The following is a 25,045-nucleotide window of genomic DNA, read 5'->3' as shown; positions in this document are numbered from 1 at the left end:
TTCACAGAAATAGCCATCTAGACGAATACAGAGAACTTAAGAGGTAGCCATGGCTCAAACCGACACAATTAACGACACCGATATCGACTTTGGAATGCTAGAAGAATCCGTCGGTTACCGATTACGGCGCGCACAAATGAACTTCTTTGCAAAGTTCAGCGAACTCTGTTCCGATTTAGGCATCAGCCCTGGCCTTTTCTCCGTTCTGGTGATTGTCGAAAAAAACCCAGGACTCACGCAAACTGCTGTTGCTCAGGCTCTTGGCAATGATCGATCTGCGATGGTGGCCGCGGTCGATAAACTGGAAAACATGAAACTCATCGAACGTCGTCCGGCGAAAAACGACCGCCGTTCCTATGCCTTATTTATGACCAAATACGGCCAAGAATTTTTTGAAATGTCGTCTAGAAAAGTCCGTGATTACGAAAATACCATGATGGCCAGATTGCATAGCGATCATGAAAAAGACCAACTGGTTGATATGCTCAAACGACTCTCCTAACCATGCCATGATAAAAAATAATGCCTTAGCTCCATGAGACACTATTTTTTATCTCCCTCCATGCATCACTTTTGAACAATGCTGGCCAGTTCGAATACTGGCCAGCGCTATACTCACCAACGTGGCTTGTAGGTTAGAACGAAACCAACACACCATAAATAATCACCTCATATTTATAAAAATATCGAAAGCAGTATCATGGAAAAATTGACTAAAAAATAATCCATCCCCCACTTTGTCAACTTCATCAGGTATACTGCTTTTAACGCACAGCTGAGAATGGTGAGTGGTAGTGTATGAACCTCGATAAGCCCACACAAGCAAGACTCATAAACATCGTCCGCCGGGCAGGCCAAGAGATCGTTATGCCTAGCTTTCGCCAACTGAGTGCCGCCGATGTTGAAACCAAAAGTAGCCTTACCGACCTAGTTACCATTGCCGACAAAGCCAGCGAAGCCTTTATTAGCAATGAAATTGAAGCTGCATTTCCTGATTGGGAAATCGTTGGAGAAGAAGCCGTCGCTGACGACCCATCAAGGATTGATAAAATCGCCACCGCCGACACCTGCGTGATCATCGATCCCATCGACGGCACTTGGAATTACGCTCATGGTTTATCGGATTTTGGCATCATACTTGCCGTGGTCGTAAAAGGCATCACACGCTTTGGCTTACTCTATGACCCCGTCAATGACGACTGGATTTACGCCAATCTAGGAGAAGGCGCGTTTTTCCAACGCACCACCATGGCGGAAAAAGGTAAGAATCAAGTGCCGACTCAAGCGCCTCTTCCCTTGCACATCATAGCTGAACCCGAGCTAGATAAACTCGCGGGCATCATGTCCGTTAACTCTTATAGCGATGACAGAAAACGAGACTTTGCCCTAAAAGCATCTCGCTTTGTACGCATCAACAACTTACCTTCTTGCCCCGCTTATCGACAAATCGCCCAGGGCCACTTTCATTTCAGCCTAACCTACAAAATGCTGCCTTGGGATCACGCAGCGGGCGTACTGGTTCACACCGAAGCGGGCGGCATCTGCCGAACCCTTGATGGTCAAGAATACAGTCCAACCCTGCTCGATGGTGAAATGCTCGCCGCCCAGTCAGAAACGCAATGGCAGGAATTGGCGGCGTATTTTAGACACTAGCTTCTAAATAGATAGCGATTTAAAAAAACTCTTATTAGACATTTATAGATCCAGTCCAAAGGTTGATACGGTCTGGTCTATTCTCTTCATATAGTCGCGTAGCAAATCGTACACTTTGATAAAATCTGGCCGTTCACGGTTTTCATTTCTCGACCATAAGGCAATATCTCGCCTTGGCCCAAGGGGGCCTTCCACTTTAATCATCTGTGCCTCTGACACGTCCCCCGTCATGAGCGTCATTCGCGCTGGCATACGCACCAACATATCTGACGTATTCAGAAGATGAAGTACCGAGCGAATACTCCCTGTAAAAGCAACGTTGGCCGCCTTCTGCCCAGCCAATTCCGTTGGTCGATCTAAAAACCCCGCACTGGCGCCCGCAATCATCCACTTTTGTTGTGCCAAAACTGCCTGGGAAATAACTTTTTTACTTCCATACAGCTTAGATTTCTTACCCACAAAAACACCAGAGCGATCACGGAAAAGCAGCTGTCGATCAAGCGAGCCTTGCGGCACAGAAAGATGGGCGGGCGCAAACAGAAAGTCGAGTTCACCGTTTTTTAATAAATCGATCTGGGCAGCGGCTGAACTGGTACGAAAGTGAAAAACATAACGTTTTTCGTGCAAGAAGAACTCTGTCATTTGCTGCACGGTGGCGAACTCCCACAAAGGGTCCACACCCACTACAAATTCATTGTGATAACCGTTGTGATATTGACGGATCACCTCTTCCGCTTGTTCTGTCTCCGCCAGAATGCGCTCGCCAATACTGGCAAGTCGAGCCCCAATATCCGTCGGTTCCACACCATAACGGGTTCGAATCAATACCGGCGCCTCGACACGCATTTCCAGCTGCTTAATGCTGCGGGTTAGCGTCGGCTGGGTAATATACAGCTGCTCACAGGCTCGACTTAACGATCCTTGCTTCACCACGATGGCCAATTGCTTCAATAAGTTAGGATTCATATATGCAAATTCTTTTAGTCTGGATCTAAATATCTATTTTTCCTTATATCTGAATTTAGTTAAAGTCCTTATAAGCTATAAAAATAACTTTTAAGAAAAAGAATAAGAGGACTCCTCATGCAATTTTATGAAAACGGTTTTCATCCCGGTAATCCACGGATCAATGATCCCAAAGATCGCGTTATTGCCCCACCATTAAAGCAACCGCTACCAAAAAAAGTTGATGTAATGATCGTTGGCTGTGGCCCCGCTGGCCTGAACCTTGCCGCACAGCTTTCTAAGTTCTCGACAATTTCTACCTGCATTGTTGAACAAAAAGACGACCGCCTCTTGGTGGGCCAAGCCGATGGGATTGCGTGCCGTACCATGGAAATATTTGAAGCCTACGATTTTGCCGATCAGATCAAGCAAGAAGCCTACTGGGTAAATGAAATTGCCTTTTGGCGACCCGATGATCAGAAGCCGGAAAATATTGTGCGTACCAGTAAAATTCAGGATGTCGAAGATGACTTGTCTGAAATGCCGCACGTCATTGTCAACCAAGCACGCGTTCACGATTTTTTTCTAGACATTATGCGCCGTGGTGCCAGTAAAATTGAGCCCCATTACTCACGTAAGTTGCTTGATTTAGAAGTCGATTACAACCATCCAGATTACCCCGTGACACTACAATTCGAACGTTTGGACTCGCAACATCTTGGTGTCATTGAAACCGTTCAAGCAAAATATGTCGTGGGCTGCGATGGGGCACGCAGCACCGTGCGCAAATCCATTGGTCGTGAACTAGTGGGGGACTCCATCAACCAAGCGTGGGGGGTCATGGACGTCCTTGCCACCACGGATTTCCCAGATATTCGACTCAAAACCGCCATCTATTCGAACAATCAAGGCAATATGTTGATCATCCCTCGCGAGGGGGGCTACATGGTTCGTCTATACATTGAATTGGATAAGCTAAACGAAAATGAGCGTTTTAATCGTGAAGCCATTACGCCCGACAGTTTAATTGCGGCGGCGAACCGCATCATGGCGCCCTATCATATTGACGTGAAAGAAATCGCTTGGTGGAGTGTGTATGAAATTGGACAACGCCTAACCACCGCTTTTGATGATTCAGAAACCGACCGCGAGCCTCACGTATTCCTTGCAGGCGATGCCTGCCATACCCACAGCCCAAAAGCAGGGCAAGGCCTGAATACTTCACTCAATGACACGTGGAATCTGGGCTGGAAAATGGCCCATGTACTGACAGGCAAAGCCGACCCCTCTCTGCTTCATACCTACTCGGAAGAAAGACAGAAAGTCGCTCAGATACTCATCGACTTTGACCGAGAACTGTCCACTATGTTTAGCGCCAAACCTAAGTCAGCAGACAATCCAGATGGCGTTGATCCCGCTGAATTTCAACGATATTTTATGAAGTCCGGCCATTTCACAGCGGGCGTGGCCATTCATTATCCCGCTTCTCGATTAGTCGGCAAGGATCAGCATCAAGCCTTAGCAACGGGCCAAATACTTGGCAAACGCTTCCATTCGGCCAAAGTAACCCGTCATGGGGATGCCAAAGTCGTCCATCTCGGTCACTCAGTCAAAGCCGATGGCCGATGGCATATCTTTGCCTTTGCTGGCAAAGAGGCCTTTATGTCAGAGTCTTGTCGGGTCAAAGCCTTATGTAATTTTTTACAAGAGGATCCACACTCCCCTATCAATACCTACACGCCAAAAGGCTCGGACATCGATTCTATCATCAGTCTCAGCGCCATCTTCCAAGAAGCGCATCGTGATGTGGAGGTGTCGGCACCCCATCCGCTATTGCAACCGCTAAAAGGCACGCTTGGCCTGAAAGACTACGAAAAAGTATACAGCGCCCAAACAAGAGAGGGCTCTTTCTACGATAAGCGCGGTATCGATAAGGAACAGGGCTGCATGGTGATCGTTCGCCCAGACCAATATGTGGCCGATGTTTTGCCTTTGGATGATTACGATCGTCTGATCGCTTTCTTTAAAGACGTTTTAATCAAACCAGCAGACTAGCAACATTTGCGAGCGTTTGTGGATGGTCTTCCCTTACTCCTTTTTTGCGAGCCCTTTCGGGGGCCATCCATCTTTTTAATCTACCCATTGTTTTCATCTAAACTGAGTTGTAATACCGACGAAGCAGCGTGCAACCCCAGCTGTTCTAATTCCCCTTTGGCAAACTTATCAGCCGCTAAACTGCCTTCTAACCACAGTCCATCAATAATCGCATTCACTTGAATGGCAAAACTCTGCACGGCCTTATTGTCCAACACCTTATCTTCTTGCTGAAAAGAGTCGGCGATTAACACCGCCAGAATATCCGTGGTATCCACATAAGCTTCACGGCGAATGGTCGCCATCTCAGGATCGCTGTAGGTTAAAGGCAAGAAATTCGCCCACAACAAAACCGTTCGCGGCGCCACAATCGGCGGGCTCAGGGTTGCCCGAATAAACTCGCGTAAACGGACTTTTGCAGGGACAGACTCATCCTCTACGCCCACACGTGCCGTCACATAAATATGCTCCAATAGCGCCGTATACGCGGCACGAATCAGCTCATCTTTGCCCGCGAAGTAAAAGCGAATTAAACCATTGGTCACCCCCGCATAGTCGGCCACTTTACGCACCGTCGCCGCTTGTAAACCTTCTTGGGCAATACACTCAAGGGCCGCTTCGATCAGCGCTTGGCGGCGCTTATTGCTTTCTCTTCGTTTTGTTTCCATGGTGTTAATTCGCTTTTTACCAATAAATCTATAGAGACAATGTCACGAAATGACGAGCGAAACCAAGCATGGTTAAACACGTAAGATAGTATTGGTTAGACAGGTCGGCCCACCTTCACAGGCAATACAAAGGGCATCGCCTTCAAACACATGTACTGTACAGCCCGCCTCTTCCATCATTTTTTTGGTTTTTGGGAAACCATCAATCATGATGCACTCACTCGGCCTCACCGGCAGTACGTTTAGATTCAATCCACCACTTGTCAAAAACTCATCCGCAGGCGCGTCCAACAGAGTAAAGCCTTCTTCCAACAAAAGTTGATAAAAGGCCGTTGGCATTAGAGGAGAGTAAATCAGAGCGAGCTTATCATCCAAAGGCGAAATCATCGACATAAGATGCAAGCAAGCTTCTGCCCCTTGCCAAACGGGTAAATCAAAACCAATGACAGTGATCTCATAAGGATTCAAAATCGCATTCAGCTGCGCAATGCCTTCACGGTTAGAACGAAAGCCACACCCCACCACAATGGTTTTGTCGTTTAGCCAAATAAAATCGCCCCCTTCAATACGCCCATTGCCAGTAAGCTTACCAATAACAGGCACACCAGCGGCTTCATAAGCCTCACCATGCATCGCAGGCTCTGGCACCCGCAAAGGTTTGCCCATGTTGAGCAACACCGTACCGTGATCCGTTACCAAAGAAGCATCTTGGGTAAACATGGCATCACAAAGGCCATCGCCATTGTCTTCAAGCCAAGTGATTTCCGCGCCAGACTCTGCCACCAGCTTGGCAAACACATCGTATTGGGCAATAGCTTTTGACGCATCAAACAGACTGCCGTAATGCCATTCTTTGGCATCCGCCGCGAGCAAACTCTTACCTGGACGACGCATTAACACACGCTTGATCGGTGCGACCATGGATTGACTGCCGAATGTTTTCATCTCTTTTCCCCTACCCTTCTGTGTTTCGTATTAGCACGAATTCTAAAAATTCAACGGATAAGCGACATTATTATGCACTTGCATAAAATTATGCAAGTGCATAATAAAAATTTTAGCGTTAAAAAAACCGAACACTTGGTTCGGCTTTTTCGAGACTTTTCCTTCAGCGGATCCATTTGGCCCAGCAATCAACCTCAAGCTTGGCAAATCAAATCCTCAGCACTTAAATGCGGTCTTTCTGCGACCAATTTCACTTCCGTTGTTGAATGATCAGGATTGCGCAACACGATCCTTCCATTCTGTAAATATGCAGCCGACACACCCGCTTTTTCAGCTTGCAGCATCGCTCGGCGTGACGCTTGAGCGGCAACCTGCTGCAAGGTTCTTAGATCGTGCAGAGGTTCTTTGCGAGCTTTACGAGAAATCATTTTAACTTTACTCATTACGACCTCCTATAAGTAAGCATTTGATTCTGTAAAAAGGATAACATTATATCAGCGAAACGCCACGATAGTTTATTTTCTATTCATCAACACAACGAACGAAGCCTCCAAGGTTACCAAGAGTTATCAGCAAAGTAGCTTTCTAGATAATCAATTAAAGCACGCACAGTAGGCGATAAGTGCTTGCGGGAGGAGTATAGGGCGTAGATGGTTAGGTCTCTGGGAGTCCATTCTGGCAATACGTGGCACAAGCGACCGTTGTGTAGGTAGTGGTTTGCCAAATAAGTGGGTTGCAGTGCGACGCCCATGCCATTTAATACGCCATGCAAGAGTGCTGTTGCTTCGTTAACGCTTAAACGACAATCCACCGATACAGACTCAAATTGCTCGCCTTTCGACAAGTGCCAAATATGGCGTTCAAAGTTTTTGTACCCCAAGCATGCGTGTTTCACTAAGTCCTGTGGATGATGGATTTCACCCAATGTGTGGCGTGTTTTTTCTAGGTACACCGGAGAAGCAACCAACACAGATTCGCACACTGCAATGGGTTTACCGATTAAGGATGAGTCTGGGTTGGAGGCGATGCGGATCGCAAGATCGATGCTTTTGTCCGTTAAATCCGCTGTGCTGTCTTCTAAATCAATATCAATACGCACTTGCGGATGCAGATCCATAAAGCCTTGTATTGCGGGCATTAATTGGGAATAACCAAACGACATGCTGCTGGTAATGCGCACCATGCCAGAAAGCTCCTGGCTATTGTTCACTAAGGCGGTGAGTTGATCCGCTTGCTGTAACCATTGTTCGACGTCTTTTAAGCAGGCTTCCCCCGCACTGGTGAGGGATACTTTGCGGGTTGTTCGGTGTAATAGGCGAATCTGTAGCCAATCTTCCATGGCTTCTATGTATCGCGTCACCATAGGGCGGGACATGTTCAAACGGGTTGCGGTACGAGAGAAACTCTGTGATTGGGCCACATCAAGAAATACTTTTGCAGCGGTGACTCTGTCCACTACTCTTCCACCTGCTCGATTTAAGAAACAAAGATGCTCATTTTTGTCTATTTTTCCGAGCAAGACAATTCTTTATTCTAACACCATAACTTTCAGGTTACTGGACAGCGTCGGTTAAAACCGTTTTCTCACGCGATTTCCACTCAATTTTCGAACTCAATAGGTAAGATACAATGCTCAAAGTTCACTACTTCTTCGACCCAATGTGCGGTTGGTGCTATGCCGCGTCTTCTTTGGTGGAGGTGTTGGCCAATATGCAGGCATTCGAAATTCTCTATCATCCTGGTGGTATGATCCCTAAACGGGCCATTGAACCGTCCTTTAGACAACATATTTTGCAAGCGGATAAACGCATTACCGAGATGACGAAGGTACCTTTTGGCGACAACTATATTGCCCGTGTAAAAGGACCGGAAGAATACGTTGTGGATTCTCTGCTCCCTACCCAAGCCATGATCGCAGGGGAAAAAATGGGCATTGATCGTCATACAATGCTAGTGGCGCTGCAAAAGGCTCACTACCAAGAAGGCAAACATTTGCACGAGCCCGAGGTATTGGCAGAACTAGCGCTGTCCCTTGGTTTAGATAAAGCCGAATGGGAGAAGACGATGACGCAGTCTAGCCATGCAATGAAATCGGAAATAACCCAAAGCCGTCAACTTATGTCGCAGATGCAAGTCAGTGGCTTCCCAACCTTTATCCTTGAAAAAGATGTCACCTGGATGCCTTTGTCTCACAGCGCATTCTATGGCAAGCCCACTGAATGGAAGGCGTATCTTAGTAATTTACTCTAAGACTGTAAGCCATTGCTTTCATAGGCTTTCTTTCTTCATGCATCCAGACACAATGAAGCGGCCGTATTGTTTAACATCATTCGGCCCTTCTGCCCTGCGTTTCCATGCCTCCGCCCAACGCTTGAATCAGCGTCACATGATTCTGGAGTTGTGCCAAACGTGTTGTCGCTAGAGCCACCTCTGCGGAACGTCGCCGCTTCTTGGCATCCAGCCAAATCCGCAAGGCAACTTGTCCAGCACGGTAGCGCGCTTCGTAGATTCTTTCTATCTCTATTGCTTCATTGAATATGCGCCATTGTGCGGCTTCTTGCTGAGCAAGTTGCGTTCGCGCTGACAGGGCTTTTTCGACGTCGGCGAAGGCGTTGTATAGCGACTTTCTGAATATGACAATGGCTTCTTCATAACGTGTACGGGCGATGGCTTTATTGATACGCATGTCGCGGACATTAAGGAAAGGCAACGTCAGGCCCGCTCCGAGTGTGGCCACTGGATGGGCCAATACGTTTAGTAAAGCGGTACTCGATGTACCAAGGCTGCCAGTTAACGAAAGAGCAGGATAGTAACGTGCTTGAACGGCGTCACTACTGGCCAAAACACGGCGCAAACGTAATTCCGCTGCACGCAAGTCGGGACGGCGCTGCAGAAGTTCTGCTGGCAATCCTGACTGCACCGACGGCAGTGGCCGCATCGGCAGATGCTCAGGAGCGGGAGACGGGGGCACAGCACCATCGAACAACACCATGAGCGACTGCTGCAATTCCGCTTTCGCTTGGACAAGCTGACTGAGTGCTAGTTTTTGTTCGGCAACGGCTTGCTCTGCCTCTCTGCGCTCTAACCCCGATACAGCACCCGCTGCGTATTGGCTCAATACTAGGGCATGAATGCGAACGGCATCGGCCACATTCTGTTTGGCCAAGGCGATTTGTTGGTTAGCAAAGGCCAGTTGCCAATACAGTTTGACCGTAGTACCAACCAGCGATAGAGCCACGGCGTTTCGATCCTCAGCGGTTGCCTTTGCCTCGAATGCAGTGGCATCACGCTGAGCTCCCAGCCGATCAAATAAGTCTATTTGCCATGTCACTCCTAGCGTTCCTGTAGTGGTTTTAGTAGAGCGCTGGGTATCACCGGACAGTGGACGGCTCACGCTGGTTGCAACCGTGCCGTTGAAAGCGGGTAATAAGGCATTGCCTGCTAAACGAGACTCAAGGGTCGCACGTTTCACACGGATGGCCGCCGCCATGAGGTCGGCATTACGAGCGCGAGCTAAATCAACCCAAGCATCTAGATGCGGCTCCTCTAACCGACGCCACCAGACATCAAGAGGTGTGGCCCCAACGTCACTTGTGACGTTTTTAAAAGTCGCCGGTAGTGAAACAGCCGGTGCGTGATAGTCAGTACGGGTGAGCGTGGAGCAGCCTGTCAGTATAACAGCGGCCAATACAACACTTTGCTTAAACATAGTCATCAGTCCCTCGCCAATGCTTGGATCGGATCCAGCCGAGAGGCATTGCGGGCAGGAAAAAATCCGAAGGCGATGCCGATCAATGAGGCACAGGCAACCGCTAGCAACATAGAGTCCACGGAATAGATTAATGGTAGATCGATCCCCGTGAGCTTAATCAGCCCTCCCACTGACAATGCCAATGCGATACCGATGAACCCACCGACCAAACACACCAATACCGACTCAATCAGAAATTGCTGTAGGATATCGACTTGACGTGCCCCCACTGCCATACGTACACCAATCTCACCAGTACGTTCAGTGACGGATACCAACATGATGTTCATCACCCCAATGCCACCAACAAGCAGTGCAATGGCGGCAATTGCAGAGATTAATAGCGTGAGCGTTGCACTGCTTCTCTCCACCGCCTGACGCACTTGGTCTGAGTTAAAGATGGAAAAATCCTTGCTGCCATGACGACGAACCATAAAGCTTGTCACTGCTTGCTCAGCGGCCTTGCTGGAAACCTTGCCCTTTAGACGCACGGTAATATTATCCAGATAAGACTTCCCTATCAGGCGAGTGGCGACAGCACTGTAAGGGACATAGAGGATGGGACTGGAGCCAGTAAAATTGTTTTGCGATGACTTTAACACGCCAATGATCTCGACTGGCATGTCTCCAATCAACACGACCCTACCGATTGGGTGAGCAGTGTGTGCAAACAAAGCGGCCTGTGCCCGTTGATCAATAATGGCCACTTGGGCAGATTGCTCGGCCTCACGTTCGTTAAAAAAACGCCCACTGGCAAGCTTCAAGCCACGTACTCGAAAGTAGTCTGCACCGACCCCGTTCACCTGAGCTTTTGCGGCAATATTCTGATAAAGGGCTGTCACACTGGTTGAAACATTAGGGGTTACACTGTCGATATAGGGTTGTGTTGCCAGTGCTTCAGCATCTCTTGCGGTCAGGGTTTCGATGGCGGCCGCCTCTAAATCACCAAAATCACTACCAGGATAGATATCCAGCGTATTCGTCCCCAAATCACTAATCTGCCTCATAACCTGCTGCTGGGCACCACGACCAATCGCCACCACAACGACCACGGCAGCAATACCGATGATAATGCCCAGCATAGTCAAAAAGGTCCGTAAGCGGTGTGCATTCATCGAACGTAGCGCCATACGGAATGCTTCCGTAAAGCCTCCCCAAAACGCACTCAACACATCGGCACGGGGTGGCAGTTGATGATGCAGAGCTGATGGCGGATTGCTTGGTTCGCGACGCTGGTCGGCGACAATTATCCCATCGCTGATTTCAATCTGCCGAGGAGCATGTGAGGCGACTTCCATGTCATGGGTGACAAGAATAACCGTATGTCCGTCAGCGTTGAGTTCCCGTAGAATATTCATTACTTCCACACCGCTGGCTTTATCCAGCGCACCCGTGGGCTCATCGGCTAGAATCACTGCGCCGCCATTCATCAAAGCACGCGCAATCGACACACGTTGTTGTTGCCCACCCGAGAGTTTACTCGGACGAAAATGCTGTTTATCTCCCAAACCAAGACGGGTCAATAAAGCGCTCGCCCGTTCATGGCGCACAGAGGCATCACAGTTGGCGTAGATGGCTGGCAGTTCAACATTGCTAAGAGCACTGATATCAGTCAGTAGATGGTAACGCTGAAAGATAAAACCAAAGTGTTCCCGTCTCAGTTCGGCTAATTCATCCCCACTCAGTGAACTGGTTTCTCGCTCTGCGATCCAATAAGTACCAGAACTAGGACGATCCAAACATCCGAGAATATTCATCAAGGTCGACTTACCCGAGCCAGATGCGCCGACAATAGCCACCATCTCGCCTTCGTCGATGCGCAGGTTAATGTCTTTCAAGATCGTGACAACACCTTCCCCAGCAGCAAATTCACGGCGCAAATTACGTATTTCAAGTAATGGTGATCCCACGGTTATATCCCCATCAGATTGGCTGACGAATTGCTCTCTGACCCAGCCTCACCGAGAACAACCTGTTCACCAGGCTTCACACCAGAAATGACCACCGCTTGGTTGGTCGTGGTTATTCCAATTTTCACCTGACGAGAAACCACTTGGTGAGTTTCAGGATTCACCACTCTAACCCGATAGCCATCATCGATACGCTCCCCCAATGCGGCTATGGGAATCAGCACAACGCCCCGCTCCCTTGCTACCAGCACAGATACCTGAGCTGTCATTGATGGCTTCAACACGCCCTTTGGATTCGGTACATCAAACAGCGCGTTATAGTAGATGGCTTGAGCAGTACTGGTTTCACCTTTGACAATGGATTTTGGGGCTGGCTCAACCTGTTCAATGTGTGCTTGATAGCGATGTTTCTGCCCCAGTGTGGTAAACCAAACCGACTGGCCGGGATGAATTTTATTAACATCGGCTTCCGCGATTTTGGCTCGAACGGTCATGACATTGAGCTTGGCGATGACCACAATCGTAGGAGCTGACTGGAATGAATTAAGCGTCTGACCCTGTTTGGTCACCACGGCGACGACCACGCCATCCATGGGTGCAGTAATACGTGCGTAGGCCAATTTGATGCGCGCCGTCTCTACCTGTATACGAGCTTGATCAATTTGTGCTTGCAGCGAGTTGATTTCCGCACGGACCACATCTCGTGCGGCCCGTGCCGCTTCGACATCGGCCCTTGCCGTGGCATCAACCGCTATCAACGTCTTTTGTCTATTGTAGGTGAGTTGTGCTTGCACCAATGTCGCTTGTCGAGCAGCCTTTTGTGCTTGTAATGACGCGACGGACGCTTCTGCATTACGCAATGCTAGCTGTTGTGGCTTGGCATCAATTTCGGCAATAAGATCGCCCGCTTTCACCTTCTGCCCCAGTACGACATGTAGACGCTGGACTTGACCTGTCACCTGAGCGCCCACATTGACTAGCTCCTTAGGCTGTAAACGTCCCAATGCCGTGACCGTCTGATCCAGATTGCCGACCGTCACAGTAGCCGTCAAAAAATTAGCGCTACTGGTTTGCATTAGATTTGACGACATCGCGACGCCAACCGCAATCACCGCCGCGACAGAAAAACCGATAAAAACCCATCGTCGATGAATCGACATATAACACCCTTTCTTACGTTGCTGTAGTTAAGAAAGCTGATTCTCACATTGCTCGATGGAGTATTGATTGATGTTGTGTGGAGGTTTAATGGAGGAACAACGGTTTGCGTTTTTTACGATATACCCAAAGCGATGCTAGTAGGCATAAGTGGAAAAACTTCCTGTCTGATCTCATAAGTCAGATGTGTTCATAATTAAGCGAGGAAACCACTGTCTAGAGGCTCTAGACAGTGGTTTTTAATTAGAATTGGTAATTCACAGATGTCCGTAGGACTGTTAAGGAATCTTCTGGGACATTTTGATTGTAATTCATATAGGATAGCTGCATCAGCGCAGACAAACCTTTAATGTCTTGGGACTTATAATCAACACGCAAAGACGCTTCATATCCACCATCTAAATCCGTACCACGACTGTGTTTTATCCCCTGTGCACTTTGTTGCCAAGAGGTATAACCAATTGTCGTTTTAAAACCAGGTATGTGAAAGCCATAATCTGCTGCAATCGATGTGGTTTTTAGGCCAGCATAATACTCGCCCTGTAAGCCTGGGTTGTAAGCACGAAACATGGGGACATGCCCTAAGGTCCCCGGGAAGCTCGCCGCATCTTGCACAGAAGTATACGCCAACTGAACACCAATACCGTTAAAGGTATTTTTAACAAGTGCGCCCCAGTAGCCAGTATTGGCACTGTTTTCAAAATTGGCCGACAGTGTCTTAGCACCGACCACCCAATTGGTATCCAATACTTTATAAGTCAACCCCAAAAAGCTTGTATCGTAATCCTTCGCCGTTACCGCTGTCGGTGGGTCACCTGCATTTTCATCATTATGGTTCGCCAACCATTGAGCTTCAATGTTTAAGCCTTTGATGCTTTTGTTATCCATATAGAGTGAAACAACGGGGTTGTGATAACTTTTACTGGTTTGGGTGAGAGAGCCATTGTTATCATCGCCATAGCGCATATTCCATTTCGTTACATACATAACACGCAGCAAGGTATTCTGAATATCTTTGTTCTCAATTACTGCCGCGTCAAACGAATCTTTCATTGGATAGACGCCGCTATTCATTAATAAAGGAGAAACAATCCCCTGTCGACCGATGCGTATGTGGGTATCGGTTATCTCTTTACGGAAACGATAATCAAGGAAAGCTCGATACAAATTTGTCGTATTGACCGTATCTCGATGATCATTTTCCCCACCGGATGTCGTTAGAGTGTCATTGTCTTGGAGTTTCCAGTCATAACCTGTTTCAGATCCCATGCCTACTTTAAAGCCGTAATAGGATCCTGTGAGGTAGTCTAAGGTCAATGCCGAACCCAAGACTTTCGCGTTGTTAAACGCGCCGGCGGCCGTCGCATCGGATTTGGTGGCAAGCTCTAGCGTATTACGAAGTTCACCAGAGAAGGTCCCACCTTTGATCGCATCCTGTAAACTGTCGGCCTGAGCATTGGCACTGATTACTCCTATCACAGACATTGTCACGAGAGTTCCATAATGTATTCTTTTCATTGTAAACAACCTTTTTATTATTATTTAAGTTCATTCCCTTTATGGAAATGTCTTCTGCATGCTGTTGCCTATATCAACAACATATTGCCCTACAATAAAAAACCCTAACGCTGAGGCATATCCGCAACGCTATAACCAAGACTTACCGTAGCATCCTCTGGTATTGCGGGTATCGTGGCATTCCAATCAAGCCACTGCTGTCTCATCTCCTCTAATTTTTCAGGATACTTTTTCCCCAAATTCGCTCGCTCACGAGCATCATTGGTTACATTAAATAAGTATTCATGCTCATCTACTTTTAGATATTTCCAATCGCCGATGCGCAAAGCCCGTTGATTACGATGGTTCATGCGCCAATATAGTGGCCGCTCAAACTCTTCCGTCTCCCCTGTTAGAACCGGCATCAGGGATACCCCATCCACAGGGTAATCAGGATCAAATTGACCATTTCCCGCTTCCAGTAGCGTTCGCGACCAATCCATTGTCATACAATGCTGCATGCTCACACTCCCTGGCTTGACCACCCCAGGCCAACGAACAATCCACGGCACACGAATCCCCCCTTCGGTCAGGTCCATTTTGCCGCCGACTAATGGCCAGTTATCTGAAAAGCGCTCGCCGCCGTTGTCACTGGTGAAGACAATCAAGGTATCCTTTGCCATATCATGCTCATCTAAAGCTGCCATAATACGACCGATACCTTCGTCCATATGATGAATCATCTTCCGATAGGTATGGATATTGCCGCCTTCTAGATGAAACAGTGTGGAGAGGTTATCTGCTAGGTGGGCATCCTCTCTCGTCTCCCAAGGCCAATGAGGAGCGGTATAATGAATACTCAAAAAGAACGGTTTGTTAGACGCCTCAGTTGCTCTTCGGTTAATAAACTCCAAAGAATGCTCGGAGATAAGATCCGTTAAATAACCGATCTCTTTGTGCTCTTCTTCATTAATCCACAGATCGTGATCGCCATAGCCACTTTTGTGAGAAAAGTAGTCAACGCCACCTGCCATAATGCCAAAAAACTCATCGTATCCAGACGATCTAGGGCCAAAGCTTGGCGGGTACCCTAAATGCCATTTCCCCATTAAGCCTGTGTAGTAACCGGCTTTTTTAAGTTGAGAGGGCAATGTCGGTATATGCGGAGGCAAGCCCAACACTTTACTGCCTTTACTCTTACTATTGATTGGCTCTTCTAACGCCCCCCGAAGCCGATACTGATAAGCCATGGTCATTAGCGCGAAACGGGTTGGCGAACACACAGGGGAATTCGCGTAACCTTCTAAGAAAATCATGCCCTCTTCCGCCAATTTATCGATGTTTGGTGATACGTCACCAAACTGAGCCTTGCGGCCTCCATAACATCCTAAATCCGCGTAACCAAGGTCATCTGCGACAATGTATATAATGTTGGTCATTATTCTGCTCCCTTAAAACGATGCCATATTTTAAAATCATGGCGTAAATGCCAAACCCACAAGAAGATAGCGAAACAAATACCGACTTGATCCCACAAGATATCTGGGACAAACAGCATAACGGCCGCAGCCAAGCGTGCCGCGATTTCATAAAAACGCAGTTTGTGTCGATGAAAACCTGACAGTGCGGTGGCAATCAACACAATTCCTACTACCAGTTTCATCACTACCCATAACCATGGTAACAACTCGAAACTCACACCAGATTGGCTCACTGTTAGTAGCTGTGGATTGAACGCAAACGCAAATGGGATAAGGAAAATCATGATGCCGACTCTAGAGGCCTGCACGGACGTACCAATGGGTCCACCATTCGATATACTCGCCGCCGCAAAGGCGGCGATCGCGACAGGCGGAGTAATGCACGACCCTACAGCGATGAAAAACACAAACATATGAGCCGTTAGTGGTGCCAAGCCCAATTGCTCCATTGCGGGTATAGCAATTGTCGCAACGGTTACATAGGCTGGTAACGTTGGCATCCCCATGCCTAAAACAATGCAGCATAATGCCGCAATCAGTAAAGAGAGCAACAGAGAGTTAGAAACAATGCTGGCCAGTAAAACACTGAATTTAACGGGAACACCTGTCGCAGATAAAGACGAAATAACAATACTCACGGCCGCAATTGCCATCAATAAGCCGGCAAAGGTTCGACCGCCAATGGCCAAGCTTTTTATTAGTGCCACAGGTTTCGCTCTAATTTCTGGATTAATCAGACTTAATGGAAATAACAGAACTAAGGCAACAATGGAGGCCCCAGATGGCGATAAGCCATACAGCAGCAAAGCAACGATGATGGCAAGGGGAATAAAGATAAGCATCAAGTTCATATAATCTTGCCTATTCGGCTTATCAACACCAACGATCTCTTCTTCCGCCTTAATACCAAGTCTGCGGCACTCGAATACGATCATGGCAAATAAACTGCCATAGTAAGCAATAGAAGGCACCAATACTGCGATCATCACTGTCATATAACTGACGCCAACAAAATTCGCCATCACCAGCGCGGCGGCCCCCATTATAGGCGGCATTATTTGCCCACCAGTGGAGGCTGAGGCTTCAACCGCTCCGGCAAAGTTTGCTGAAAAACCTCTTCGCTTAATCATTGGAATGGTGATAACACCTGTCCCTACGACATTCCCGACGGCGCTTCCAGATACGGTTCCGAACAAAGCAGAAGAAATAACGGCGGCGTGCGCAGGTCCACCTGCTGTTTTACGCATCCAATGAAAGGCAATGCGTATCATCGAATCGCCTGCTCCAACACCTTCCAGAACAGCACCCAGAATAATAAATGGAAAAACCGTGGTTATAACAATGGAAAAGGTACTGCCTAGGATCCCCGTATCCAGACTGTATAATAAGTTCTGGGAAAGCGTTTCATTAATATCATTACTGACGGTTTGTAATGGACCAGGCCAATAGTGACCCGTTGCCATATACAAAATACCAATAACGCCCAGTAACGTAACCGGCACTCCCCACATCCGCCAGCAAAAGAAAAGCGCACCAGCCGAGGCAATAAGAGCAGTCCACATTTCCTTTGGGCCGAACAAAAACATACCACTATCTAGTTCGCTGCTCACTTTATAGAAAGACCAACAGCACCACATCATCGCAAACATTAAGATGGTGCTAATAATCGAAATAATCAGTCCTTTTTTTTCAGTAAGGGACCTTTCAATAATAGATAAAGCAATTACAACGACGCACAGAGCAAAAAAACTTGCACGAAAAGGAACCAGTGGAAAGGGACCAAGACGAAAACCGCCAATAGCAGGCATGACATTTGCCAAGCCATATAAGCAGACTAATAAACTAAGGCACCCAGGAAGCCAAGAAAACACTCTAGGCAAGGTTCGAAAAGAAGACATGCAACCTCCCTTCATCGGAGAGATAGCTCTCCGATAAGTAAGCAGTTCAAAAATAGAAATTAAGAAGTCTGGCTTAATACACTTTGGCTTTAAGGCAATAATTTCGCTGGAATTTTAATCCCTGCTTCTTTATAAGCACGTACCGCACCAGGGTGCAATGTCATATTGACGCCAGAAAAATAGTTTGTGGTAAGAAGATCTCTGAGCATGACATTCGACTTAGCCAGGGCTTTTCTATGCTCGATGTAGTCCTTTGTTAATTTATAAGCAACCTCATCACTCATGCTTTTTTTAACAACCATCATCATCAAGGTTTGCCAAGTGATGACCTTTTTCTCATTGACTTGGCCAGGATAGGTGTGTGGAGGAATAACGGCAGGCTGCATACCAGCCCCTTCTGGCGGATTCATTTTGGATTTAGGTATTCCTAAAAGACGAAACTTATTCGTCAGTCCTAATTCCGCGACCGCTTGTGACCCTAAAGAAAAAGTCCCCACATACACATCAAACTGACCGTCTTGATAACTTTGAGTGGCCGCTCCCCAAGGTGCTTTGATCGCGTCATAGCTTCCTGGCATCAGCCCGCCCGCTTTTGCGAGTGCAATAATTTGTTGATTAGCCGCACCGGCTGGTGGTCCTATATATACGCGTTTGCCTTTTGCTTCAGGCCAACTTTTAATACCAGACTTGACGCTTGTAATGGCATGATAATAACTTCCCGGAATAGCAAATAAGGCACGTACATTCCCTGCGATTGACTTGGTTTTAGCTGCAATTTTGGCATATGGGCCTGTGCCTTTTTGAAAGTCTTCATATGCGAGAGGAGGAACAACGGCAGAATCTAGCTTGCCTAATGCTATTTTAAGAAGAGACTTGGTGAGCGTTTGATTGAGAGCAAGTTGAATATTTATGCCACTTTTCGCCCAGTATGGAGCCATGGCCTGAGGCAACATACCGAGAACACTGTTTTCACTGGCTGATTCCATGCCTATTGTTTGCGCCTGGCTGACGGTCGTAACAAACGCACTGGCACAAACAAGACCAATGATCCCTATCGGCTTCCTAAAGAACCTTTTGAAAGTATACATTTTATTATCCTGCTGATTTTATTTTTTTTGTTTAGCAGTAAACAATCTACCTTCATTTCATATATCCGTAAAATAGCAATTTGAATCTTTAATCATACAAAAATGAATACGAAAATTGGCTTGTTTGCCTGAATAGTGCAAACTAGTAGACCTTGTGTACACAAAAGAAGTGCCAGAAAATTCGATTAGAACGACGTCTCTTCTTCAATATATACGTACTAAAAATAACAAGAATAGGAGGTTTTATATGATAAATGCACCAACGCTGAATTACTTCGCCACGTTAGAAATCGAAGTGGCCAAGCCACAAGAAATAGGAAAATCAGTACATGGTGAACGTCGTCTCATCCCCATTTTAGGCGGTAAAGTTTCTGGGCAGAATTGGCAAGGAAAAGTGCTATCAGGCGGGGCTGACTACCAACTTATCGCCACTCCTAGACTGGCGCTTTTAGATGCACACTATACCATTGAAACAGACCAAGGAGAGTGTATTTATGTCCATAATAGTGCTATTCGAGTGGCCTCCCCTGAAGTGACACAACAAATCAAAAAGGGTGAACCAGTGGATCCTCAGCAAGTTTATTTCCGCTGTTCTCCTAAATTTGAAACCAGTGCAGAACGTTTCCAATGGATCACAGAACGTCTTTTTATCGGAGTGGGGGTTCGCAAACCCACATTGGTTGAATTAACGTTATTTGAAGTAGGCTGATACGCAGCTGAACAGTCGCAGATGACCTAAAGAGGCATTGTTAATGGAATCCAAACACCTTGTTTACTTATCTATTATTTTAGAAAAAGGCTCTATTACCGCCGCAGCCGAGCATTTAAATATTGCCCAACCGACGCTAACAAGAGCCATGGCCACCCTCGAAATGCAGGTGGGTACACAACTGTTTACACGCAGCCGTTTTGGTGTCTCAAGCACTCCAGTAGGTGAATCTTTAGCGAGGGAGGGTCGCGCGATTACTCGCAGATTAGACTCGGCAAAAGAACAGGTATCTCAGTATAAATTAGGTATTAAACACAATTTACGCATTGCTTCTGGCTCACTGTTCGCAATGGAAATATTGCCCATCATCATTGAAAAAATGTTGGAGAAGCACCCAGAAATAGCAATAACGGCAACCTGCTTAAATCCATCCATTGCTTTAGAAGGATTGATTGACGATCAATTTGACATCATTATCGCTCCCCAATCAACGGACAAAATCGCCCCAACACTCCATAAAGAACTCATTATCCGAGATAAAATCGGTATTTTTTGCGGTGAAAATCATCCACTAGCCAATGAAAAACACATTCAAAATAAGGATTTCATCGAGCAAGATTGGCTCAGTCTAGGCATCGCCTCTTACTTTGAAAAGCAAACGACAGAAATGCTGACCTCCTATGGGATTCATGGCACGAAAACCAAAGTGGTCTTTCGAAATGATGCGATGATGCTGATAAAAATGCTGTCTACAGGACGTTACCTTGCTGCCTTACCCAGTTTTCCAGTCTCAACCATTCAAAAACATTATCCCATCATTGAAATTAAAATGAATGATGTCACGCCAATAAACAGAGACTTGTATCTATGGTGTGCAAAATCGATAAAAGACTACACCGCTTACTTATCATTTAGAAATATAGTTCGTAGTGTCTTTGACGACCTATCTAAAAGCAACGAAGTGGAAAAATAGAGGGAAAGTAAAATTATTTCCCTCTATTTATAAGAGGATCGAGTTACCTATTTTCCGCCAATTTTGGTAGGCAAAACTTAGGTGACGTTTCCACTAACAAAAATGATCCGATACAAGCTATCCCCGCGACACCTGCAGCAAAGTAAAACGAAAATAAACTGATCACCCTATAAGTTTGATTACCTGAAAAGTAGAAAATGGAAATCCATTTAAATTCAGCCTCTGTTTTTTAATAGCAAATATTATTTAAACTTCTTAGAAATAATGGATTCCACAACCTGTGCAATGGCTAGCACATTTCGATCATGGTTAGGTAAGGATTCAATCGAAATACCAATAGGAAGTTTACTGCTAGGGCCTAAGCCCATAGGCAATGTAATAGCGGGTAATCGTATATTACTGCCCATATCAGTATTTCGAATAACCCGTGAAAAGTTTTGCGGTGAACTTGCTTCAGCGTTGGAATCTATGGCTACCTGAGGCGTGGTTGGAAAAATCAATGCATCAATTTGGTTTTCTTCATACGTTTTCTCGTAGACTCTTAATAATGCTGGTCTGTATTTTTTTATACCTTCTATATACAATGATTCAAGGCTTGGATCTGATTTATTTGTACTGAATGTTAAAGGAATAACCGCATCGTTAATGATAGTGTATACATCAGGGCTCTTAATCTCCGATCCCAGCTGTTCAATTGTTATACCTGTTTCTGTTTCTTTCAAATACCGAATTAATTCCTCCCGCGCTTCATATATAGCCACGGGCATACTAAATTTGTTAGCGAGATCGGTTGCGCCTTCCAACTCAACATCGACCACTTCAATACCTGATTTGTTTAGTGTTTCAATTAGGTCTCTAGAGCGCTGCGCTGTCTCTTTATCTAAATCGCTCCAGTGATAACTTGGCATACCAAGTCGTATTTTAGAATACTGTGGAAGGGCCTTTATACCTGTGATGACGTTATCAACTGTAATAATATCAGCAACACTATGAGCCATAGTCCCAGGAGTGTCACGACTAAACGAAATAGGGATTATACCGTCTGTCGGATAGCGAAGTGTTGTTGGACGAAAGCCCACACAACCATTTAAAGCACTCGGAATACTGACGGATCCACCGGTATCAGTACCAATAGCAATGGGGGCGATGTTTGCACCAACGGCTGCGCCACTGCCTGACGACGACCCCCCAGCGATTTTTGTCGTATTATGAGCATTCTTAACGCCCACTCCACTATCAGATTGATAGTTTGGGTTGTAGCCAGATATGCCAAAAGCTAGCTCTTGCATCGATGTTTTGCCGAGAATAACTCCGCCAGCCGATAGAATTTTTTCAATCAGTTTAGAATTGCTTTTTGGACGGTAATGTCGAAGAGCATAGGTCCCCCCAGTATTAACATACCCTTCTACATCAATATTATCTTTGATGGCAAAAGGTACGCCAGCTAACTCTGGACAGGCTCCCGTTGTCTTGACCATTTCATCTACATGTATTGCTTGGTCAATTGTGTGCTGCCTATTGATACTTGAAAAAGCATTATACTTATCAAGATTCTCTGCTCGATTAAGCCAAAATTTAGCTACTTCCTGTGCTGTCATTTTTCCTGAACAAATGCGATCTCGTATGTCACGAATATTAGTCATATCTTCTTTTCCTGCAAAAGTGGAGTTGCACTGAGCGACAGTAGTGTTAATAATAGATTTCTGTACATGATTTTTCCATAGTTACAAAATTTCATCTAACGTTAGTGAAAGTTTTACTGTTTGAGAATCCTCCAAATGGTGGAGGAAAAAAGATAGTTTCTGGCATTTATATTGCTTAACCACAACAAAAATAAGGAGCACTTTTATGCTGAATGAAAAAGATTTAAGTCATACTGCTTCGATAATTTGGCAGTTACAACAGCCAATTTCTTCAGAAGTGAAACGAAAGAATGTGCTATCAAGTTTATCTGAATTACTTAACTCAGAATTTATAGCTTCATACGTTTTTGATAAAAATAGCCAAAAATCCAGGAAAGGGGTTGCTCTAAATATAGATCAAGCTTCAATAGATAAATACAACTCTTATCAATACAGTGACGATATTGTCACGCCCATTGCTAGTATGCACATAGAGCCTGTTATTATCGATGAAGTAATAGAACGGAAGAGATTAGAAAATAGTGCCTTTTACCATGATTTTCTAGAGCCTAATGATATGCATCATGGTATTAACATGTTTATCTCCAAATGCGGGTTTCACATTGGGGATTTTAGAATATGGCGATCTAAACATAAGGCACCATTCTCGAAAAGAGAAGTAAAAATTTTAAGCCTACTTAAGCCCTACTTTGAGGAATCATTGTCTGATAAAGCCCCATTTTTGCCTCTTCTCACAGCAAAAGAGCTGGAGGTTGTGAAATTTTTACCCTCAGGTTTCTCTGATAAAGAAATTGCGCGAGAAATGGCCATAAGTTCTACAACAATACGTACCCATATTAACAGTGCGATGCATAAACTGAATTGTAAAAACCGTACTCAACTAGCCGTCCTGTTAAGTCGCCATACCAGTTAATATGAGTGTTTGCAGCAAAGGAAAAATAGCGCTAATTTTCATTGGTTGCAAATTTATTTCAATATAGCATGGCGTTTCGTTCCTGAAACGCCATAATTTAAGAATGAAAAGCAGACAAAATACTAAAGGATAAAACAAGAGTTTAAAGCCTATTTTTTTAGCATTGTATTCAAAAATTTTTAAAGTCCCGCTTAACGGCCTAACGTCTGCGTGGTTGCTGGTTGATGCATATCCTCACCTACTCGCTTTTTAAATTTCGGAGATGTCTCCAGCAATAAAAATGATCCGAGACAAGCTATCCCCGCGACACCTGCAGCAAAGTAAAAAGGCGCATTTAGTCCATACATATCCGCCAAAACACCGCTAATAGCAGGGCCAGAAAAACCACCAAGCAGTTCCGTTACGGCCATAACGAAGCCAAGCGTTCCGACAACGTGCTGACGGGGAACACTTTCTGATGGAACAATCGACATGACAATAGGAATGGATCCCAAACCAAAGTAGAAGAAGAATAAGCTGATCATCATATAAGTTTGATTGCCTGCCAAATACAACACGCTTAAGGGACACAGGATCGCAATCAGGGTAAAAACGCGAAAGACGCGAGCTCGACCAAACATGTCTGACAACATAGGAACAAATAACCCAGAGATGACAGCGGAAGCCCCCAGTACACTCATTACACTACCCATTTGATAACCGCTATAACCTTGAATTTTGGTCAAATACACAGGAATAAACGTCAGTTGAGAAAACATCCATGCCACCATCAGACAAGATAAAATGCCACTTAACACTACGTTTTTATTCTGAAAAACCCTTTTCAAGCTAAATGGCACAGCTTCGGTTTTTTTCTCTTTTATAACAGGGGAATGAGGTTGCAATTTGACATATTTATAAATTAAAAACGCCACAATCAAACCCGGCAAACCAACCACAAGAAAGGCATGGCGCCAACCATAATGCTCCGCAACAAAGATCAATACAATTGGCCCAAGAACTGAACCAAATAAGTTACTTGAGACATTTTGTACAAAGCCCATATTAAAACCACGACGTTTGTCTGAAGATTCTTCCAGTAATATTGACTGAGCAATCGGTAATACTGGCCCTTCTGCGATCCCCATTAATATTCGAATAATGACTAGCAGCATAAAACTTGCAGCAATCGAAGATAATAGAGTAAATATTGAAAACAAAACGACACACGCGACCAACACTTCAGTCCGACGCCCAAATCGAGTACAGAAATGGCTTAAAAAATACGCAGAAATGGCCCAAGACACGGATAATGCAGAGGATAAAAAACCAATTTGAGCATTGGTAATATGAAATTCTTGTGTAATAAACGGCATTAGAAAGTTGATGGATAGACGATCAACAAATACAAAACCAAACGTCAACCCCATAATAGATAATATTGTATTTTCTCTCGTTAATATTTTCATTGACTGTTCCTATAGGTGCTTATTATTCAATAATATTAATTATTTTTATCAAAATTTTTTAATTGTAAGTTAAGAGCTATTTGTCAGCCTCTTCCTCAGAAGAATTAACCTCTTCTGAATACAGTTCATGTGAGATTTTTCAAATTTTTGGATTAAAAATAATACGTTTACGTCGATCATTAAAAACAATTTCATAAGCGTATAATCGAGAAAAATGTCCTAAAAATCTTAAAAATTGCTGACATCCATTAACAGCATCAAGATTAAAAAC

General features: G+C 45.5%; 21 protein-coding genes. 7 read left to right on the top strand and 14 right to left on the bottom strand.

Annotated elements, in window-relative coordinates:
- Window positions 1-49: 49 nt before the first annotated feature.
- Complete coding sequence (locus JHD45_RS08555; RefSeq protein ID WP_199476101.1) at window positions 50-502, top strand: MarR family winged helix-turn-helix transcriptional regulator; 453 nt, start codon at window positions 50-52, stop codon at window positions 500-502.
- 296 nt (window positions 503-798) lie between these two features.
- Window positions 799-1,653 carry an inositol monophosphatase family protein gene (locus JHD45_RS08550; RefSeq protein ID WP_199476100.1) on the top strand — a complete coding sequence of 285 codons (855 nt, stop codon included), beginning with the start codon at window positions 799-801 and terminating at the stop codon, window positions 1,651-1,653.
- Window positions 1,654-1,695: 42 nt separating this feature from the next.
- Here JHD45_RS08550 and JHD45_RS08545 read toward each other — a convergent pair whose 3' ends face one another.
- The gene (locus JHD45_RS08545; RefSeq protein WP_199476099.1) at window positions 1,696-2,619 is read right to left on the bottom strand and encodes a LysR family transcriptional regulator; all 924 of its coding nucleotides are present in this window, start codon (window positions 2,617-2,619) and stop codon (window positions 1,696-1,698) included.
- A gap of 117 nt (window positions 2,620-2,736) precedes the next feature.
- On the opposite strand from JHD45_RS08545, the gene JHD45_RS08540 reads away from it, so the two are divergent.
- Window positions 2,737-4,653: an FAD-binding monooxygenase gene (locus JHD45_RS08540; protein WP_199476098.1), complete on the top strand. Its 1,917-nt coding sequence runs from the start codon at window positions 2,737-2,739 to the stop codon at window positions 4,651-4,653.
- 80 nt (window positions 4,654-4,733) lie between these two features.
- Here JHD45_RS08540 and JHD45_RS08535 read toward each other — a convergent pair whose 3' ends face one another.
- The 4 genes from JHD45_RS08535 to JHD45_RS08520 all read right to left on the bottom strand — a co-directional run bounded on the left by JHD45_RS08535 (window position 4,734) and on the right by JHD45_RS08520 (window position 7,761).
- Complete coding sequence (locus JHD45_RS08535) at window positions 4,734-5,360, bottom strand: TetR/AcrR family transcriptional regulator (RefSeq protein WP_199476097.1); 627 nt, start codon at window positions 5,358-5,360, stop codon at window positions 4,734-4,736.
- Window positions 5,361-5,432: 72 nt separating this feature from the next.
- Entirely contained in the window at window positions 5,433-6,305 is an 873-nt protein-coding gene (locus JHD45_RS08530) for a dimethylarginine dimethylaminohydrolase family protein (protein WP_199476096.1), read from the bottom strand.
- A gap of 194 nt (window positions 6,306-6,499) precedes the next feature.
- Window positions 6,500-6,748, bottom strand: coding sequence for a hypothetical protein (locus JHD45_RS08525; protein WP_067344869.1), 249 nt, complete (start codon window positions 6,746-6,748; stop codon window positions 6,500-6,502).
- Between the two features lie 113 nt (window positions 6,749-6,861).
- Entirely contained in the window at window positions 6,862-7,761 is a 900-nt protein-coding gene (locus JHD45_RS08520) for a LysR family transcriptional regulator (protein ID WP_199476095.1), read from the bottom strand.
- A 173-nt stretch (window positions 7,762-7,934) separates the two neighbouring features.
- Here JHD45_RS08520 and JHD45_RS08515 point away from each other — a divergent pair, with 173 nt between their 5' ends.
- Window positions 7,935-8,555 carry a DsbA family protein gene (locus tag JHD45_RS08515; protein WP_199476094.1) on the top strand — a complete coding sequence of 207 codons (621 nt, stop codon included), beginning with the start codon at window positions 7,935-7,937 and terminating at the stop codon, window positions 8,553-8,555.
- A 76-nt stretch (window positions 8,556-8,631) separates the two neighbouring features.
- On the opposite strand, the gene JHD45_RS08510 is transcribed toward JHD45_RS08515, so the two are convergent.
- The 7 genes from JHD45_RS08510 to JHD45_RS08480 all read right to left on the bottom strand — a co-directional run bounded on the left by JHD45_RS08510 (window position 8,632) and on the right by JHD45_RS08480 (window position 19,088).
- Entirely contained in the window at window positions 8,632-10,014 is a 1,383-nt protein-coding gene (locus JHD45_RS08510; protein WP_199476093.1) for an efflux transporter outer membrane subunit, read from the bottom strand.
- Between the two features lie 5 nt (window positions 10,015-10,019).
- Entirely contained in the window at window positions 10,020-11,966 is a 1,947-nt protein-coding gene (locus JHD45_RS08505) for a MacB family efflux pump subunit (protein WP_199476092.1), read from the bottom strand.
- A 2-nt stretch (window positions 11,967-11,968) separates the two neighbouring features.
- On the bottom strand, window positions 11,969-13,126 hold the full coding sequence (locus JHD45_RS08500; RefSeq protein ID WP_199476091.1) for an efflux RND transporter periplasmic adaptor subunit: 1,158 nt from the start codon (window positions 13,124-13,126) through the stop codon (window positions 11,969-11,971).
- A gap of 241 nt (window positions 13,127-13,367) precedes the next feature.
- A complete protein-coding gene (locus JHD45_RS08495) occupies window positions 13,368-14,615 on the bottom strand; it encodes a hypothetical protein (protein WP_199476090.1) in 1,248 nt (415 codons plus the stop codon).
- Between the two features lie 131 nt (window positions 14,616-14,746).
- Complete coding sequence (locus tag JHD45_RS08490) at window positions 14,747-16,060, bottom strand: sulfatase (protein ID WP_199476089.1); 1,314 nt, start codon at window positions 16,058-16,060, stop codon at window positions 14,747-14,749.
- A complete protein-coding gene (locus tag JHD45_RS08485) occupies window positions 16,060-18,000 on the bottom strand; it encodes a TRAP transporter permease (protein ID WP_199476088.1) in 1,941 nt (646 codons plus the stop codon). Before JHD45_RS08485 ends, JHD45_RS08490 begins: the two co-directional genes overlap by 1 nt.
- Window positions 18,001-18,089: 89 nt before the next feature.
- Window positions 18,090-19,088 carry a TAXI family TRAP transporter solute-binding subunit gene (locus JHD45_RS08480; protein WP_199476087.1) on the bottom strand — a complete coding sequence of 333 codons (999 nt, stop codon included), beginning with the start codon at window positions 19,086-19,088 and terminating at the stop codon, window positions 18,090-18,092.
- 247 nt (window positions 19,089-19,335) lie between these two features.
- Here JHD45_RS08480 and JHD45_RS08475 point away from each other — a divergent pair, with 247 nt between their 5' ends.
- Together JHD45_RS08475 and JHD45_RS08470 are read left to right on the top strand one after the other, a co-directional pair.
- Entirely contained in the window at window positions 19,336-19,797 is a 462-nt protein-coding gene (locus JHD45_RS08475) for a DUF3237 domain-containing protein (RefSeq protein ID WP_199476086.1), read from the top strand.
- Between the two features lie 43 nt (window positions 19,798-19,840).
- Complete coding sequence (locus JHD45_RS08470) at window positions 19,841-20,770, top strand: LysR family transcriptional regulator (protein WP_199476085.1); 930 nt, start codon at window positions 19,841-19,843, stop codon at window positions 20,768-20,770.
- A gap of 242 nt (window positions 20,771-21,012) precedes the next feature.
- On the opposite strand, the gene JHD45_RS08465 is transcribed toward JHD45_RS08470, so the two are convergent.
- Window positions 21,013-22,413: an amidase family protein gene (locus tag JHD45_RS08465; RefSeq protein WP_199476084.1), complete on the bottom strand. Its 1,401-nt coding sequence runs from the start codon at window positions 22,411-22,413 to the stop codon at window positions 21,013-21,015.
- Between the two features lie 205 nt (window positions 22,414-22,618).
- Here JHD45_RS08465 and JHD45_RS22520 point away from each other — a divergent pair, with 205 nt between their 5' ends.
- The gene (locus tag JHD45_RS22520; RefSeq protein WP_325097279.1) at window positions 22,619-23,326 is read left to right on the top strand and encodes a helix-turn-helix transcriptional regulator; all 708 of its coding nucleotides are present in this window, start codon (window positions 22,619-22,621) and stop codon (window positions 23,324-23,326) included.
- A 191-nt stretch (window positions 23,327-23,517) separates the two neighbouring features.
- On the opposite strand, the gene JHD45_RS08455 is transcribed toward JHD45_RS22520, so the two are convergent.
- Window positions 23,518-24,774, bottom strand: coding sequence for an MFS transporter (locus JHD45_RS08455; protein WP_199476083.1), 1,257 nt, complete (start codon window positions 24,772-24,774; stop codon window positions 23,518-23,520).
- Window positions 24,775-25,045 lie beyond the last annotated feature (271 nt).

Source organism: Marinomonas spartinae (assembly GCF_016461715.1).
GTDB lineage: Bacteria > Pseudomonadota > Gammaproteobacteria > Pseudomonadales > Marinomonadaceae > Marinomonas > Marinomonas spartinae_A.
This window is presented reverse-complemented; position numbering and strand designations above follow the sequence as displayed.